Below are 16,498 nucleotides of genomic sequence, written 5' to 3'. Positions count from 1 at the left end.
CTGTGATCCAACAGCGCCGACTCGCAATGACTGCCGACTCGCAGTTTCAAAACGGAGTTATGCGAACTTCTCGAACAGCTCCCGCCCGATCAGCATGCGCCGGACTTCGCTGGTACCGGCTCCAATTTCGTAAAGCTTGGCGTCGCGCAACAGCCGCCCGGTCGGATAGTCGTTGATATAGCCGTTGCCGCCGAGCAGCTGGATGGCGTCGAGCGCGCATTGCGTCGCCTTCTCCGCGGCAAACAGGATCGCGCCCGCCGCATCCTCACGCGTGGTCTCGCCGCGATCGCAGGCCTTCGCCACCGCGTAGACATAGGCGCGCGAGGCATTCATCGTGGTGTACATGTCGGCGATCTTGCCCTGCACCAATTGAAACATGCCGATCGGCTGGCCGAATTGCTTGCGCTCGTGGACGTAGGGCATCACCACGTCGAGGCAGGCCTGCATGATTCCGAGCGGCCCCGCCGCCAACACCGTGCGCTCGTAGTCGAGGCCCGACATCAGGACATGGACGCCGCGGCCGGCCTCGCCGAGCACGTTCTCTTCCGGCACTTCGCAATTGTCGAACACAAGCTCCGCGGTGTCGGAGCCGCGCATACCGAACTTGTCGAGCTTCTGCGCGGTCGAAAACCCCTTCATCCCCTTCTCGATGATGAAGGCGGTGATGCCGCGCGGGCCGGCGGCGGGGTCGGTCTTGGCATAGACCACCAGCGTCTCCGCCACCGGTCCGTTGGTGATCCACATCTTGGCGCCGTTGATGACGTAACGGTCGCCCTTCTTCTCGGCGCGGGTCGTCATCGACACCACGTCCGAACCGGCATTCGGCTCCGACATCGCCAGCGATCCGACATGCTCGCCAGAAATCAGCTTCGGCAGATATTTGCGCTTCTGCTTTTCGTTACCGTTGCGGCGGATCTGGTTGACGCAGAGATTCGAATGCGCGCCGTAGGACAGGCCGACCGAGGCCGAGGCCCGCGATATTTCCTCCATCGCAATGCAATGTTCGAGATAGCCGAGCCCGGATCCGCCATACTCCTCCTCGACCGTGATCCCGTGCAGTCCGAGCGCGCCGATTTTCGGCCAGAGGTCGCGCGGAAACTGGTTGCTCTTGTCGATCTCGGCAGCGCGCGGCGCGATCTCGTCGGTCGAAAAGCTCTGGACGGTTTCGCGAATCGCGTCGGCGGTTTCGCCGAGGTCGAAATTGAACATCCGATGCGCGTTGGAAATCATGGGCGGTCTGGCTCCGGGCAATGCGTGCAGCTGGTCGCGTGCATAGGCTTAGGCTCTGCAACCGAGCTTGTCACGGGCCAGCCGGCCTGAGAAGGGGGCGTGAACAGGACAAGCGCTGCACCGCCGCAGAAAATGCGTCAAACTCCCGCCTTGCTCCGGCCCGCGCTCCGGGTTGTAATTCGCACCCAATACCGCCGGCGCCGAAAACAGAAGCGGAACCTTCAGGGAGCGAAACCATGCACGGGACCATCGAGCCCGCCCACGATGTCAATCCGACCGATAGAGCCGAGCTTCAGCGGCTGGCGCGCGAGGAAGCCTATGCGACACCGCTGAAGGATTTTCATCCGGGCGCGCCGCGCCTGTTCCAGAACGACACGCTGTGGCCCTGGTTCGAGCGGCTGCGCCGGGAAGAGCCGGTGCATTACTGCGCCAATGCGCCGATCGAACCCTATTGGTCGGTCACCCGGTATCACGACATCATGCAGGTCGACACCAGCCACGGCCTCTTCTCGTCCGATGCCGGCCTCGGCGGCATTTCGATCCGCGACATGCCGACGGGCTATAACTGGCCGAGCTTCATCGCGATGGACCAGCCGCGACATGGCCCGCAGCGCAAGACCGTCTCGCCGATGTTCACGCCGACGCACCTGGACCAGCTTGCGGTCCTGATCCGCGGGCGCGCCGGCCGCGTGCTCGATGCGTTGCCGCGCAACGAGACCTTCGATTTCGTCGATCGGGTGTCGATCGAACTGACCACGCAGATGCTGGCGACATTGTTCGACTTCCCTTTCGAGGAACGCCGCAAGCTGACGCGCTGGTCGGATGTCGCGACCGCGCTGCCCAAGAGCGGGATCGTCGAATCGGCGGAGCAGCGCCGCCAGGAGATGGACGAATGCGCGGCCTTTTTCACCGGGCTCTGGAACGAACGCGTCAACGCCGCGCCGCGCAACGACCTGATCTCGATGATGGCCCATAGCGACGCGACGCGGCACATGGATCCCGACAATCTGATGGGCAACATCATTTTGCTGATCGTCGGCGGCAACGACACCACCCGCAACACCATGAGCGGGTCGGTGCTGGCGCTGAGCGAGAACCCGGAGCAATATCGCAAGCTGCGCGACAATCCGGCGCTGATCGATTCCATGGTGCCGGAAGTGATCCGCTGGCAGACGCCGCTCGCCCATATGCGCCGCACCGCGCTGGCCGATACCGAGCTTGGCGGCAAGAAGATCAAGAAAGGCGACCGGGTCGTGATGTGGTATGTCTCCGGCAACCGCGACGACGAGGTGATCGAACACCCCGACGACTTCATCATCGACCGCGCCCGTCCCCGCACCCATCTGTCGTTCGGCTTCGGCATCCACCGCTGCGTCGGCATGCGGCTCGCCGAGTTGCAGCTGAAAATCGTCTGGCAGGAGATGCTGAAGCGGTTCGACGCGATCGAGGTGGTCGGCGAGCCGAAGCGGGTCTATTCCAGCTTCGTCAGGGGTTACGAATCCCTGCCGGTGCGGATCCGGGCGTAAAGCATCCGCCAGCCGCCCGGGGCTTGCCGGACGCGGCCTATAAAATTGCGGCATGACAGCTCAAGCCGGATTGGAAGGGAAGGCGGAGCACTTCTGTCCTAAAGGCTTTAGCGTGAGAGCACGCGCCACGGCGCGAATCCAACCGAGGCCGCCATGGATATCGCTGCAAGAGATCAACTCGCCACCAGCCAGGACTGGCCGCTCGCGATTTACCGGACGCTGAAGAGCTTCGGCGTATCGCAGATTTCCTATGTTCCGGACGCCGGCCATTCGCGGCTGATCGAGCTGTCGCATGGCGATAGCGCCATCGAAACCACCGTGCTGACGACGGAAGAAGAAGGGGTCGCGCTCAGCGCAGGGGCCTGGCTCGGCGGAAGCCGCGCCGTGCTTTTGATGCAATCGAGCGGCGTCGGCAATTGCGTGAACATGCTGTCGCTTTTGTCGAGTTGCCGGTTTCCGTTCCTCACCCTTGTCACGATGCGCGGCGAATGGGCCGAGTTCAACCCGTGGCAAGTCGCGATGGGAAAAGCGACCCCGCAAGCCCTGGAAATCATGGGCGTCACGGTGCTGCGGCTGGAGCGGCCGGAGGAGGCGGAAGATATCGTCTCGGCCGCCGCCTCGCTGGCGTTCGAGAGCGACCAGCAGGTTGCGATCCTGATCTCGCAGCGCATGATCGGCCGCAAGAAATGGACGGAGGCAAAGTGATGGCGCAGAATTTCACGCTCGACCGCCGCGACGCGGTCAAGGCCCTGCTCGCCGATCGCGGCGACCTGCTGGCCGTATCCGGTTTGGGATCATCTTCCTACGATGTCTTCGCCGCCGGCGAACATCCCGGAAATTTCTATCTGTGGGGCGCCATGGGCGGCGCGGCCATGGTCGGCCTCGGTATTGCCCTGGCCCAGCCGAAGCGGCCGGTGGCCGTGATCACCGGCGATGGCGAGCAGCTCATGGGCGTCGGCAGCCTGCTGACGATCGCGGCCAAGAAGCCCGGAAATCTCACCATCGTCGTGCTCGACAACGGCCATTTCGGCGAAACCGGAATGCAGCTCAGCCATTCAGGCCTGGGGGCGCGGCTCGAGGTGATCGCCAGCGGCGCAGGCATTGCATCGGTCAGGGAAATCACCGACATCGAAGGCATCATCAGCCTTCGAGCCGAGATGCAAAGCATCGATGCGGGGCCACGGCTGGCCAGGGTGAGGATCGCCTCGGATCACGTCGATCGGGCGTTGCCGCCGCGGGACGGCGTATTTCTCAAGAACCGGTTCCGGCAAAATCTCGGCATTGCAGTTACGTGACTCAACCTTGCCTTACGCGAGCCTGATATCCCAGAGGCCTTCCTGGCGGCATGCTTTTATTTCGCTTCGGAGCAGGGCCGTGATCGCAGCGGTAGCTGTCGAGCCGGGATGGTCGATCGGAGATGCGATCACGAGTTCGCGCGACAGCGTCTGTTTCGAGATTGTCGCGACCTCCAGCCGCCCTTCCGCGACCTCGTTTCGCACCGCGGACGGCGGCAGCAGCGAGAACCCCAGCCCTTCCTCGACCAGGCTGGTCAGGACGCGAAAGGAATCCGCTTCCACCTGCACGCCGAGTTTCAATTTCTGCTTCGCCGCCACTCGCTCGATCAGAGCCCGGAGCCCGTGCGAATGACTGGGCAACACCAGCCGCTGCCGCAACAGCCAGCCGATCTCCACCTGCTTTTTCCGCGCCAGCCCGCAGCCGCGCGGCCCGACGCCGACGATATGGTCGCGGCCCAGGGTCTGAACCGTCAGGTGCAGATCGACGGCTGGCCCATAGACGATCGCAAGATCCATTTCTCCGCGGTGCAGCCATTCGAGCAGATGCCCGCCATAACTTTCGACGATGCGCAGCGATATGCCGGGGAAGTTCTCGACCGTCCGTCGCGCCAGCCGGCCGGAAAGCACGCGGCTCACCGTCGGAACCAGCCCCAGCACGACACGTCCGGACGGCGCGCCGCCCACGGACTGGATATCATCGCGAATCTGGTCGATTTGCCGGACAATGCCCGCCGTCCTGGCCAGCAGCAGCCGGCCGGCCTCGGTCAGCACCATGCCGCGGCCGTTCCGGGTAAAAAGCTCGGCGCGCAATTCATGCTCGAGAAGCTTGATTTGACGGCTGAGCGCGGGCTGCGCTACCCGCAACGTATCGGAGGCTTTGCTGAGGCTTCCGAGCTCCGCTACGCAGTTGAACGTCCTGAGCTGACGGAAATCCATACTTGCCAATCTTGGAATGCGGGTTAATACGCTATAACAAATAAGCATAGGGAGTTTACGGTGGTTTCTCAACCGCAAGCCGATCAGCGCGCGACGTCAGCGCAACATTGCCTCCGGTAATTCCGATGACCGCAATCGAACAAGACGAATATGCCGACATCCGCGACGCCGTCGCCAAGCTGTGCGCCCAGTTTCCGGGCGAATATTGGCGCAAGCTCGATCGCGAAATGGCCTACCCGAGCGCCTTCGTCGATGCGCTGACGCAGGCCGGCTACCTCTCGGTCCTGATCCCCGAGGAATATGGCGGTGCCGGACTGAAACTGTCCGCCGCGGCCGCCATCCTCGAAGAGATCCAGCGGGCCGGATGCAATGGCGGCGGCTGTCACGCGCAGATGTATACGATGGGCACGCTGCTGCGGCATGGCAACGACGAGCAGAAAAAGAAATGGCTGCCCAAGATCGCCAGCGGCGAATTACGGCTGCAAGCCTTCGGCGTCACCGAGCCGACCAGCGGCACCGACACCTCGTCGCTGAAGACCTTCGCAAGGCGCGAAGGCAATGACGGCTATGTCGTCAACGGCCAGAAGATCTGGACCAGCCGGGCGCAATATTCCGACCTGATGATCCTGCTCGCCCGCACCACGCCGAAGGAGCAGGTGCAGAAGCGGACGGATGGCCTGTCGGTCTTCATCGTCGATATGCGGGAAGCCAAGAACGCCGGGCTCGAGATCCGCCCGATCCGCACCATGATGAACCATGCCACCACCGAAGTGTTCTTCACCGACATGAAGGTGCCGGCCGAAAATCTGATCGGCGAGGAAGGCAAGGGTTTTCGCTACATCCTGTCCGGCATGAACGCCGAACGTATCCTGATCGCGTCGGAATGCGTCGGCGACGCCAAATGGTTCATCGCCAAGGCCTCCGCCTATGCCAAGGAGCGCGCGGTGTTCGGCCGGCCGATCGGCCAGAACCAGGGCATTCAGTTTCCGATCGCGAAAGCCTATGCCGTGATGCGCGCCGCCGAACTGATGGTGAAGGAAGCTACCCGCAAATACGAAGCCGGGCTCGATTGCGGCGCGGAAGCCAACATGGCCAAGATGCTGGCGGCCGACGCCTCCTGGGAAGCCGCCAATGCCTGCGTGCAGACCCACGGCGGTTTCGGCTTTGCAGAAGAATATGACGTCGAGCGCAAATTCCGCGAGACGCGGCTGTATCAGGTCGCGCCGATCTCGACCAATCTGATCCTGTCGTACCTCGCCGAACATGTGCTCGGCATGCCCCGCTCCTATTGAGAACGCAAAGATGCTGCCGCTTGAGGGAATAACCGTTATCGCCGTCGAACAGGCGGTCGCCGCGCCGTTCTGCAGCTCGCGCCTGGCGGACGCCGGCGCCCATGTCATCAAGATCGAACGGCCGGAAGGCGATTTCGCGCGCGGCTATGACGCCGCGGCCAAGGGGCAGAGCAGCTATTTCGTCTGGCTCAACCGCGGTAAGGATTCCGTGGTGGTCGATCTCGCCACCATGGAAGGACGCGCGGAGTTGGAGAAGCTGATCGCCGGGGCGGATGTCCTGCTGCAAAACCTGAAGCCCGGCTCGATGGACAGGCTCGGCTTCTCGCTCGACCGGCTGAAGAAAGATTATCCGGCGCTGATCTGCTGCACCATCACCGGCTATGGCGATACCGGCCCCTACGCCGATCGCAAGGCCTACGATCTCCTGATCCAGGCCGAAAGCGGACTGGCCTCGATCACCGGCGGCGCGGACGGCCCCTCGCGCGTAGGGCTGTCGATCGTCGATATCGCCACCGGCGCCACCGCCCATGCCGCCATCCTCGAGGCGCTGATCGGGCGCGGCCGCACCGGCAAGGGCGCCGATATCCGGATCTCGATGTTCGACGTGATGGCCGACTGGCTGACGGTGCCGCTGCTCAATTCCGAGGCCGGCAATCCGCCGAAGCGCATGGGCCTCGCCCATCCCTCGATCGCGCCCTATGGCGTGTTCTCGTCCAGGGACGGCAAGGGCATCCTGATCTCGATCCAGAGCGAGCGCGAATGGAAGAAGCTGTGTACCGAGGTCCTCGGCCAGCCCGACTTGCCCAATGACCCCCGCTTCTCCAACATGGTCGAACGCGTCCGCAACCGGCAGCTCACCGACAAGGCGGTCGGCGATATCTTTGCGACACTGACCCGTGACGAACTGCTGAAGCGCCTGTCCTACTCCGACATCGCCTTTGCCGAAGTGAACACGATGGCCGATCTCACGATCCATCCGCATCTGCGCCGTATCGAGGTGGACACGCCGAAAGGCGTCGTCACCTATCCGGCGCCGGCGGCCATCGTCGTCGATCAGCCGCGCCATTACGGCGCCGTGCCCGCGATCGGTGAAACGACCAGCCTGTCCAAAGCCACTCCTGCCCGGACCAAAGCGTCATGACCGACAAGATCGACCTGGATCATCTGCGCCAGTGGATCGGGCGCAGCACCGAGGCTTCCGACACCGTCACCGCGCAACTGGTGAAGGGCCTGCGCGCGACCCTGTTTCAGGAGATCGGCGAGCCCAGATCCGGCGATGCCGCGCCGTTCACCACCCATTGGTGCCTGGCGCAGCCGGTGTTTCCGATGTCGGAACTGGGGCCGGATGGCCATCCCGCGCGCGGCGGCTTCCTGCCGCCGGTGCCGTTGCCACGCCGGATGTGGGCCGGCGGCGAACTGCAATTTGCCGATGCCCTGCGCGTCGGCGACGAACCGAAGCGCATCTCGCGCATCGCCGACGTGACGATGAAGACCGGCTCTACCGGCACCTTGTGCTTCGTTGCCGTCTCCCATGAGGTGACGACGCCGCGCGGGATCGCCATCCGCGAGCGGCAGGACATCGTCTATCGCGAGATGTCGACAACGCCGCAGGCCGCACCCGCCAAGCCGGTCGCCGCGCCGCCGGCCGGGCAACACCGCGAAGCCCACATCTCCGATCCGGTGCTGTTGTTTCGCTATTCGGCACTCACCTTCAACGGCCACCGCATTCATTACGACCGCGATTACGTCACCAAGGTCGAAGGCTATCCCGGCCTGATCTTCCACGGCCCGTTGCAGGCCTCGTTCCTGGTGGAATTGGCGGCGAAGCTGCGCGGCGGCCAGCCGCCGAAAAAATTCAGCTATCGCGGCTTGCAGCCGCTGTTCGAAGGCAGCGAGTTCAGCATCAACGCCAATGACAATGGCGACGGGATGGAACTGTGGATCGCCAACGCCGAAGGTCAGCCGACCATGAAGGCGACAGCGATTTGGTAGTTTCCTGCCTTGTCATTTCCGGGACATCGCCACCAGGTCCGCGCGAACACGCTGCCTGACGATAGGCGCGCATGACGGCACGAGTCACGACGCCAGAAACCCGCCATCCGCCGCCAGCATATGACCCACCACATAGGAAGCGGCATCGCTGAGCAGCCAGATCGCGGCTTCGGCGGCTTCCTCCGCCTTCCCCATCCGCCGTAGCGGCAGCCCGGCCGCGACAGCCGACATGTCGGCGATGCCGGATCTGAGCATCATGTCGGTGACGACCCGGCCGGGGCCGATCGCGTTGATCCGGACGCCGCGCGGCGCGGCTTCCATCGCCGCAGACCGTGTCAGGGAGATGACGGCCGCCTTCGAGGCGGAATAGAGCGACAGGCCAGGATTCGGATTTCGCACGCCGCTGACCGACGCATTGACGACGATGCTGCCCTTGCCTTGCGCGAACATGACCGGAAGCTGATGGCGAAGACACAGGAAGACGGAACGCACATTGGCATCGAAGACCTCGTCATATACGGCGCTGCCCTGCTCCTCGATCGGCGCGCGACGCTCCTGAAAGCCGGCATTGTTGAAGACAGCATCAAGCCGGCCGTAGCGCTCGACCGCGGTCCTGACCAGGCACGCGACCTCGTCTTCCCGCGTCACATCGGTCCTGACCGCAAGCGCCTCCGCTCCCGCGCTCCGGCATTCGGCCGCCGCCGCTGCGATCTCCGGCTCGCGCCGGCCGGCAATCAACACGGCTGCGGCACCCTCTTCCGCCATCTTCAAGGCCGCGGCGCGTCCGATGCCGCTCCCGCCTCCGGTCACCAGGCAAACCCTTCCGCGCAGCCGGCCCGCGGCCGCGCCCTCGGAGATCCCCGTCGGCAAAGGCTGGCCCATCGTGCCAAACTCCTCGATCATGCTATCGAACCATTCCGGCATATAGTTGTATAATACAACTATTATATCCCTCTGGAGTCAAGCCATGACCGTCCCGGATCCGAGCCTGATCGACGACATTCGCGCCGCTTCCCGGCAGATGGTCCGCGAACTCGGTTTCATGGCAGCGACGCTGGCCGCCACCGGCTATCCGCCATCGGCCGTCCATACCATCCTGGAGATCGGCCTCCGCGGTCCGATGAATTCGGCGCAGCTTGCCGAACTGCTGCATCTGGAGAAATCCAGCGTCAGCCGCATGGTCCGCAAGCTGATCGAAAACGGCGAGTTGAAGGAGACATCCGATGCGGGAGACGCCCGGATCAAACCGCTGTCGCTGACCGCGAAGGGGCGACGCACGCTGGCGGCCATCCATGATTTCGGCCGGCGTCAGGTTTCCGGTGCGCTTGAGCGGCTGACCGAGGCCGAACAGCGGACCGTAAGGGAGGGACTGACGATCTATGCCCGCGCCCTGCGTGCGGCGGATCGCGATGCGGAGACCATCGTCCCGCATTCCACGGCCTGACATTCGGCGCTATGGCTACTTCCCCTGCGCTTCCCGCATCTTCGCCTGGATCTTGGCCATGCCCGCGATCCAGCGATCGTAATTCTCGGTCTTGTTGCGCATGTAGCCGAGCACCTGCGGATGCGGCAGGATCAGGAAGGTTTCCCGCTCGATCCCGGCGAGCGCATCGCTCGCCACCTGCTCCGGCGTCAAATCGCCATCGCCGGATTGCGGCCCCTTCGGGATCGAACGCAGCATGTTGGTGTCGACGCCCTGCGGGCACAGGATCGAGACCTTGATGCCGTCGGCGCGATGCGCGATCGCGAGGTTCTCGGCGAAACCGACCGCGGCATGTTTGGTGGTCGAATAGGCCGGGCTACCGACCTGCGACAGCAGGCCCGCCGCCGAGATCGTGTTGAGGAAATAGCCACCGCCGCGCACCTTCATGCGCGGGATCAGATGCCGCGCCGCATAGACATGGGCCATGACGTGGATCGCCCAGCTTCGCGCCCACGGCTCGTCGGAATCGCCGCCGGCATTCACCGTCAGCGGATCGAAGCCGCCACCGATGCCGGCATTGGAGCAGAACAGCGCGATCGGGCCGAATTTCCGCTCGGTTTCCTCGATGACATGACGGATATCGCGCTCCTGCGCGACATCGCATTTGAACACGGCGCCACCGATCGGACCGGCAACCGCTTCCGCGCCTGCATGATCGAGATCGGCGACCACGACCTTGGCGGCGCCGGCGCGGTGAAAGGCTTCGCAGAGCGCGCGGCCGATGCCGTTGGCGCCTCCGGTCACGACCACGACCCTGCCGTCCACCTGCATCGTCACACTCCCATTTTCGTTTCTAGTTTTTAAACTTCAGGTCAAAACAAGATCGAGCACCGCAGTATAATGACAGGCTGCGCCCAGCAGCACGAAACAATGCCATATCGCGTTCTGGAAACGAAGCCGCCGCCAGGCGTGAAAGATCACGCCCAGACTATACAGCGCGCCCCCGATCAGCACGAACCACAGCGCCATTCGCGGCAGCGCCGAGACCACCGTGTCGTAGAGCATCATGCCGCTCCAGCCCATCGCCAGGTAAAGCCCGACCGAAAGCCGGTCGAAACGGCCAGGCCAGCGGAGCTTGAGCACGATACCGACGACCGCGATGCACCAGACGCCCACGAGCAGCGCGATGGCGAAGACGCTCTGCTTCATTTCCATAATCAAGGGCGTGTAGGTCGCCGCGATCAGCACGTAGATCGCCGAATGATCGAAACGGCGCAGCACCCATTTGGTGGGCGAGACCGGCCACAGATTATAGGTTGCCGACAGCGACAGCATCGCCAGCAGCCCCGCGACATAGATCGACACCACCACGACATCGAGCGGCGTGGCATAGATGGCCGTGAGCACGATCAGCACGGTGGCCGCGATCAATCCCAGGCTCACGCCGACGATATGCACGACGCCGTCCGCGATCAGTTCGGCCCGGTCGTAATGCCAGCCGATCGCGTCGCGGGCGGCATAGACGGAATTCGAAGCCAGTTGCTTGAGTTGGAAAATGGTCATGGCAGGCCCGGCGTTCTGGTCAAAGACGGATAAAATATAGCCCCCGCATGGTCAACGAACCGTTCAAACCCGCTTCGCCTTTAATCGCGTCGAAAGTGTGAAGCTTGATTTCAGCCTCCCGATCGCCATTTTTCAGACAGTCCGCCCGCCCATTTTCGAGCCCTTGTCCTCCATGGCCCCGAGCTTTTCCGATATCGTCGAGGAAGCACGCCTGTCGGCGCGGGCGCTGTTGGACTATGGCGAGCACTTTTTCGATCCGACGGTCCGGCTTGGCGTCACCGGCCTGTCACGCGCCGGCAAAACGGTCTTCATCACCGCGCTGGTGCATGGCCTGATCCGCGGCGGCCGTTTCCCGGTTTTCGAACCCTTTGCGTCGGGGCGGATCGCCCGCGCCCGGCTCGAGCCGCAGCCCGACGACGCGGTGCCGCGCTTCGACTATGAGAACCATGTCCGCACCCTGATCGAAGATCGCCGCTGGCCGATTTCGACGGTCGACATCAGCGAACTCCGGCTCGTCATCGATTACCAGCGGCGCAACGGCGCCGACCGCACCCTGACGCTCGACATCGTCGACTACCCCGGCGAATGGCTGCTCGATCTGCCGCTGCTGAACAAAACCTACCAGCAATGGTCCGCCGAGAGCCTGACGCTGTCGCGCGAAGGCCCGCGCAAGCTACTGGCGGCGCCGTGGCACGCGCATCTGGCGACGCTCAGCGCCGCGGCCAAGGCCGACGAGCAGGCGGCGCTGACCGAAGCCAGACTCTTTACCGACTATCTGCGCGCTTGCCGCGATGAACGTTTCGCCATGAGCCTGTTGCCGCCGGGCCGCTTCCTGATGCCGGGCAACCTCGCCGGTTCGCCGGCGCTGACCTTCGCGCCGCTCGAGGGGCCGGTGGATGGAACGGCGCCCGAGGGTTCGCTGTGGGCGATGATGGTCCGGCGCTACGAGGCCTACAAGGACGCGGTGGTGCGGCCGTTCTTTCGCGATCATTTCACGCGGCTCGATCGCCAGATCGTTCTGGTCGATGCGCTCGCCGCCTTCAACTCCGGTCCCGAAGCGCTGCGCGATCTCGAGGCGGCGCTGGCGGGCATCCTGGACTGTTTCCGGACCGGGCGCAGCACCTTGTTCAGCAATCTGTTCCGGCCGCGCATCGATCGCATTCTGTTCGCCGCGACCAAGGCCGATCATTTGCATCATGCGAGCCACGACCGCCTCGAAGCCATCCTGCGGCGGATCGTCGCCAGCGCAGCCGAGCGCGCCGAATACGCCGGGGCCGGGATCGACGTGGTGGCGCTGGCCGCGGTGCGCGCCACCCGCGAGGCGCAGGTGCAGCGCGGCCGGGACAAACTGCCGTCGATCCTCGGGACGCCGGCCGCGGGCGAACAGATCGGCGGCGAGACGTTCGACGGCAGCATGGAAGTGGCGACCTTTCCGGGCGATCTGCCGGCCGACCCGGAAGAATTGTTCAAGGACGACGGCGCGTTCCGCGGCCTTGCCAGCACGCCTCCGGAAAAGACCGATTTCCGCTTTCTGCGCTTCCGGCCGCCGCAGCTCGAATGCCAGGATGCGGGCGGTCCGGTTTTGCCTCACATCCGCCTTGACCGCGCCCTCCAGTTCCTGATCGGAGACAAACTGCAATGAGCGAGCGATCGCCTCATCGACGTCCCGCCACCTTCAGGCTCGACGACCCCAGCGTCATCGTGATGGATCCGGAGGATTCCAGCCGTCCGTCCCGCGGCACCATCCAGATCAGACCGGAAGCCGATCCGGTGCTGCTGCCGGTGCCGACGGACGCGCCGTTGATCCCGGCGAGGCGCGGCTTCCGCTGGGGGACGATGTTCTGGGCCGCGGTCGGCGGGCTGGTGCTGCTCGGCCTCGGGCTCAGTGTCACGCATCTGATCGAGGATCTGTTCGCGCGCAGCGAAGGCCTTGGCTTTCTCGGCCTGGCGTTCGCCTTTGTTGCCGCGCTGGCGCTCGCCGTCGTCATCGCGCGCGAAGCATTCGGGCTGGCGCGGCTGGCGACCATCGAGAAGCTGCATTTGCGCGCCGCGGAGGTGCTGGCCAGCGACAACCGCGATGAAAGCCGGGCGATCGTGAACGATCTGCTGAAGCTCGCGCACCAGAATCCGCAGCTGGCCCGCGCCCGCGCCACGCTGCGGGGCCACGCCGACGACATCATCGACGGCGCCGACATGATCAAGCTGGCCGAGCGCGAACTGATGACACCGCTCGACCAGGAAGCGCGCCGGCTGGTCTCCTCGGCCGCGCAGCGGGTCTCGATCGTCACGGCAGTCAGTCCGCGCGCCATGATCGATGTGCTGTTCGTTTTCGTCGCCAGTCTGCGGATGATCCGGCAGCTCGCGCTGCTTTATGGCGGACGGCCGGGCACGCTCGGCATGATCCGGCTGATGCGCCATGTCATCGCCCATCTTGCGATCACCGGCGGCATGGCCGCGAGCGACAGCCTGGTTCAGCAGATGCTCGGCCACGGCCTGGCGGCGAAACTGTCGCAGCGCCTTGGCGAGGGCGTCCTCAACGGACTGCTCACCGCGCGGCTCGGCCTCGCCGCCATCGAGGTGACCCGCCCGCTGCCGTTCACCGCCCTGCCCCAGCCGGCGCTCGCCGATCTCGCAAAAGACCTGCTGCGCAAGCGCGACGGCGAGGAATAATCAACAAATTGCAGGGTGGGTTAGCGAAGCGTAACCCGCCTTTCGTTGCAAATAGGCGACGGCGGATGACGCTGATGCTCATCCGCCCCACGCGGGCTGCTGTCATTCCGGACGGCGCACATTGGCGATCTTGTAAAGGTAATCGCCGATATTGGAGCAACAGCCGCTGCCTGCCGTTGAGGACCCGCCCTTGCCGGGATATTCAGCGAAAGCTACGGCCTGTGAATGTAAACTCCGTCATCGCTGACACCCGGCTTATGAACTCCATGACCGCATCCTCCCGATCCAGATTCTCCGGATTTGCCCGCGGCGTCGGCGTGCGGCAGATCCGTCTTGGCTGCGGCGTGGTGCTGTTCGCCTATCTGATCAGTCACTTCCTCAACCATGCGCTCGGCAATATCTCGATGGACGCGCTGGCCACGGGCGTCCACTACCACACGATGTTCTGGCAGTTTCCGCCGGTCGCGATCGTGTTTTACGCCGCGGCGCTGGTTCATTGCGGTCTCGGAATCTGGGCGCTCTACCAGCGCCGGCAATTCAAATGGAAGGCGATCGAGCCGCTCCAGCTCGTGCTGGGCCTGAGCATCCCCGCGCTCATCATCGCTCATATCGTCGGCGTCCGTCTTGGCCAGACGCTGTTCGACAACGAAAAACTCTATCCGCAGGAGCTTTACGGGTTCTGGGTGACGCAGCCCTACAAGATATGGCTGATGTCGGCGGTCATGACCATCGCCTGGGTCCATGGCTGCATCGGGCTTTATTTCTGGCTGCGGATAAAAGCGTTGTTCGATCGCGCCGCGCCATTTCTGCTCGTGGCCGCCGTGCTGATTCCGACGCTCGCTTTGCTCGGCTTTTATCAGGCGGGGCGGCGCGTCGCCGAAGACAGCGCCAGCGCCCAATGGAGGGCCGACAATCTCTCGCCTCGTCAGGTCGGCACCCCGGCACAGCAAAGCGCGCTTGAGGAGATCGCCGATGGTTTTCTGATCGGTTATCTCGGTCTGGTCGGATTGGTGTTGCTGGCGAAAGGCGCGCGCGTCCTGGCCGAGCGCCGCGGCGGCATGATCACCTTGTCCTACGGCAATGGCCGCAAGATCCGGGTGCCGAAGGGCTTGAGCGTGCTCGAAGCCAGCCTGCGCAACAATCTCCCGCATGCCAGCGTTTGCGGCGGCCGCGCCCGCTGCTCCACCTGCCGCATTCGTGTGACCAGCGGCGGCAAGAACTTGCCGCCGCCATCGAAGCGGGAAGCCTTCGTGCTGAGCCGCGTCGGAACGACCGATCCGTCGATCCGGCTCGCCTGCCAGCTGCGCCCCACCCAGGACCTGTCGTTGTTCCAGCTCTTCATGCCGCACACGATGTCGGCCAACGTGCATGCCTCGGATCCTCACCGCATCGGCCAGGAGCGCTATCTCGTCAGCATGTTCGTGGACATGCGCGGCTCGACCAGGCTTGCCGAACAGCGATTGCCGTTCGACACCGTCTTCATCGTCAACCGCTTCCTCGGCGCGGTGTCGGAGGCCGTGGTCGAATGCGGAGGGCAGCCCAACCAATTCGTCGGCGATGGAGAACTGGCGCTGTTCGGGCTGGACACCAGCCCACAGGCCGCATGCCGCCAGGCGCTCAGGGCGGCGGCCATGATCGCCGTCAATATCGCGGAGCTGAATCGCTCTCTCGGCGACGATCTGCGCGAGCCGATCGGCTTCGGCATCGGCATTCACGGCGGCGAAGTGATCGTCGGAGACATCGGCTATCGCGACCATATGGTGTTCACCGCGCTCGGCGACGCCGTGAATGTCGCTGCGCGATTGCAGGACATGACCAAGAGCCTGGGGTGCGAGGTGATCCTGTCCGAGGAGGTGCGCATCACGGCCGATCTGCCGGCAGATGGCCTGCCCAAACAGCAAGTCGCGATCCGCGGGCGCACGGAGCCGATGATGGTGCGCTATGTCACCGGCGCGGGGACATTGACGGCGTTCATCGACGAGGCCGTCGTGGCATAGCAAGCTAAGGTCCCGGACAACTGCTGGTCCTGGCAGCCCCGAAAGGAACGAGAAGGAGCCGGCCTCATGGTGCTCTGCAGCAGAAAAAACATCGAGGTTAGTTTTTACTTAAAAGCAACCTTCTTCATGGTTTTGCTGCGACCAAAAACTCTCAACCGCGTGCAAAACTAGCAAAAAGCGTGAATGCGCCGCGATTATGATCATTTTCCGCCAGAATCACCGTGTGGTCTAAGCTATCCAGGTCGGCTCGGACCTCGTATCGTACACCCGCGGACATGCCAGTTGGCGGGGACTGGCAGTTCGTTCTTATTTTTGATCCCGCGGAGACGATGTGATGGCTAAAGGTACTGTTAAATGGTTCAACCCAACCAAGGGTTATGGATTTATCCAGCCCAGCTCGGGCGGCAAGGATGTTTTCGTTCATATTTCAGCAGTCGAAAAGGCTGGCCTCTCGACGCTCAATGAAGGACAGACGGTCGAATACGAAGAGGTAGCCAATCGCGGCAAGACCTCGGCCGAAAACCTCAAAGTTTAAAGCGACGCCATCGCCGGCAGGCCCCACTCTCGGACATTA

16 protein-coding genes are annotated in these 16,498 nt (G+C 63.8%); 11 read left to right on the top strand and 5 right to left on the bottom strand.

The genetic code is table 11. The features are described from left to right. Nucleotides 1-57 precede the first annotated feature (57 nt). On the bottom strand, nucleotides 58-1,230 hold the full coding sequence (locus HB630_RS00360) for an isovaleryl-CoA dehydrogenase (protein ID WP_213769387.1): 1,173 nt from the start codon (nucleotides 1,228-1,230) through the stop codon (nucleotides 58-60). A gap of 236 nt (nucleotides 1,231-1,466) precedes the next feature. On the opposite strand from HB630_RS00360, the gene HB630_RS00355 reads away from it, so the two are divergent. The 3 genes from HB630_RS00355 to HB630_RS00345 all read left to right on the top strand — a co-directional run bounded on the left by HB630_RS00355 (nucleotide 1,467) and on the right by HB630_RS00345 (nucleotide 4,051). Next, nucleotides 1,467-2,756 (top strand): cytochrome P450, encoded by a 1,290-nt coding sequence (locus HB630_RS00355; protein WP_213769386.1) that lies wholly within the window; start codon nucleotides 1,467-1,469, stop codon nucleotides 2,754-2,756. 153 nt (nucleotides 2,757-2,909) lie between these two features. After that, the gene (locus HB630_RS00350) at nucleotides 2,910-3,461 is read left to right on the top strand and encodes a thiamine pyrophosphate-binding protein (RefSeq protein ID WP_213769385.1); all 552 of its coding nucleotides are present in this window, start codon (nucleotides 2,910-2,912) and stop codon (nucleotides 3,459-3,461) included. Further along, a complete protein-coding gene (locus tag HB630_RS00345; RefSeq protein WP_213769384.1) occupies nucleotides 3,443-4,051 on the top strand; it encodes a thiamine pyrophosphate-dependent enzyme in 609 nt (202 codons plus the stop codon). The genes HB630_RS00350 and HB630_RS00345 overlap by 19 nt, the downstream gene beginning before the upstream one ends. Before the next feature lie 12 nt (nucleotides 4,052-4,063). On the opposite strand, the gene HB630_RS00340 is transcribed toward HB630_RS00345, so the two are convergent. Further along, the gene (locus tag HB630_RS00340) at nucleotides 4,064-4,987 is read right to left on the bottom strand and encodes a LysR substrate-binding domain-containing protein (RefSeq protein WP_213769383.1); all 924 of its coding nucleotides are present in this window, start codon (nucleotides 4,985-4,987) and stop codon (nucleotides 4,064-4,066) included. Between the two features lie 125 nt (nucleotides 4,988-5,112). On the opposite strand from HB630_RS00340, the gene HB630_RS00335 reads away from it, so the two are divergent. From HB630_RS00335 to HB630_RS00325, 3 genes are read left to right on the top strand one after another with little or no spacing between them, the layout of a single operon-like run. Beyond that, nucleotides 5,113-6,279 (top strand): acyl-CoA dehydrogenase family protein, encoded by a 1,167-nt coding sequence (locus HB630_RS00335; protein ID WP_213769382.1) that lies wholly within the window; start codon nucleotides 5,113-5,115, stop codon nucleotides 6,277-6,279. A gap of 10 nt (nucleotides 6,280-6,289) precedes the next feature. Continuing rightward, nucleotides 6,290-7,420: a CaiB/BaiF CoA-transferase family protein gene (locus HB630_RS00330; protein ID WP_213769381.1), complete on the top strand. Its 1,131-nt coding sequence runs from the start codon at nucleotides 6,290-6,292 to the stop codon at nucleotides 7,418-7,420. Next, nucleotides 7,417-8,271 carry a MaoC family dehydratase N-terminal domain-containing protein gene (locus HB630_RS00325; protein WP_213769380.1) on the top strand — a complete coding sequence of 285 codons (855 nt, stop codon included), beginning with the start codon at nucleotides 7,417-7,419 and terminating at the stop codon, nucleotides 8,269-8,271. The genes HB630_RS00330 and HB630_RS00325 overlap by 4 nt, the downstream gene beginning before the upstream one ends. 84 nt (nucleotides 8,272-8,355) lie before the next feature. Here the strand turns inward: HB630_RS00325 and HB630_RS00320 are convergent, their stop codons facing one another. Next, nucleotides 8,356-9,153: a glucose 1-dehydrogenase gene (locus HB630_RS00320; RefSeq protein ID WP_213770652.1), complete on the bottom strand. Its 798-nt coding sequence runs from the start codon at nucleotides 9,151-9,153 to the stop codon at nucleotides 8,356-8,358. Between the two features lie 85 nt (nucleotides 9,154-9,238). Here HB630_RS00320 and HB630_RS00315 point away from each other — a divergent pair, with 85 nt between their 5' ends. Next, on the top strand, nucleotides 9,239-9,715 hold the full coding sequence (locus HB630_RS00315) for a MarR family winged helix-turn-helix transcriptional regulator (RefSeq protein WP_213769379.1): 477 nt from the start codon (nucleotides 9,239-9,241) through the stop codon (nucleotides 9,713-9,715). Nucleotides 9,716-9,730: 15 nt separating this feature from the next. Here the strand turns inward: HB630_RS00315 and HB630_RS00310 are convergent, their stop codons facing one another. After that, a complete protein-coding gene (locus tag HB630_RS00310; RefSeq protein WP_213769378.1) occupies nucleotides 9,731-10,525 on the bottom strand; it encodes an SDR family oxidoreductase in 795 nt (264 codons plus the stop codon). A 36-nt stretch (nucleotides 10,526-10,561) separates the two neighbouring features. Continuing rightward, complete coding sequence (locus HB630_RS00305; protein WP_213769377.1) at nucleotides 10,562-11,257, bottom strand: hemolysin III family protein; 696 nt, start codon at nucleotides 11,255-11,257, stop codon at nucleotides 10,562-10,564. A 172-nt stretch (nucleotides 11,258-11,429) separates the two neighbouring features. On the opposite strand from HB630_RS00305, the gene HB630_RS00300 reads away from it, so the two are divergent. From HB630_RS00300 to HB630_RS00285, 4 genes are all read left to right on the top strand, one after another. After that, complete coding sequence (locus HB630_RS00300; protein WP_213769376.1) at nucleotides 11,430-12,899, top strand: YcjX family protein; 1,470 nt, start codon at nucleotides 11,430-11,432, stop codon at nucleotides 12,897-12,899. Beyond that, nucleotides 12,896-13,927: a TIGR01620 family protein gene (locus HB630_RS00295; RefSeq protein WP_213769375.1), complete on the top strand. Its 1,032-nt coding sequence runs from the start codon at nucleotides 12,896-12,898 to the stop codon at nucleotides 13,925-13,927. The genes HB630_RS00300 and HB630_RS00295 overlap by 4 nt, the downstream gene beginning before the upstream one ends. A 266-nt stretch (nucleotides 13,928-14,193) precedes the next feature. Continuing rightward, nucleotides 14,194-15,924, top strand: coding sequence for an adenylate/guanylate cyclase domain-containing protein (locus HB630_RS00290; protein ID WP_213769374.1), 1,731 nt, complete (start codon nucleotides 14,194-14,196; stop codon nucleotides 15,922-15,924). 334 nt (nucleotides 15,925-16,258) lie between these two features. Then, a complete protein-coding gene (locus tag HB630_RS00285) occupies nucleotides 16,259-16,459 on the top strand; it encodes a cold-shock protein (protein ID WP_100384109.1) in 201 nt (66 codons plus the stop codon). Nucleotides 16,460-16,498 lie beyond the last annotated feature (39 nt).

Origin of the sequence: Bradyrhizobium sp. dw_78, assembly GCF_018449525.1 — a bacterium.
GTDB lineage: Bacteria > Pseudomonadota > Alphaproteobacteria > Rhizobiales > Xanthobacteraceae > Bradyrhizobium.
The sequence above is the reverse complement of the archived record's forward strand: the minus strand, read 5'-3'. Positions and strand labels throughout refer to the sequence as shown.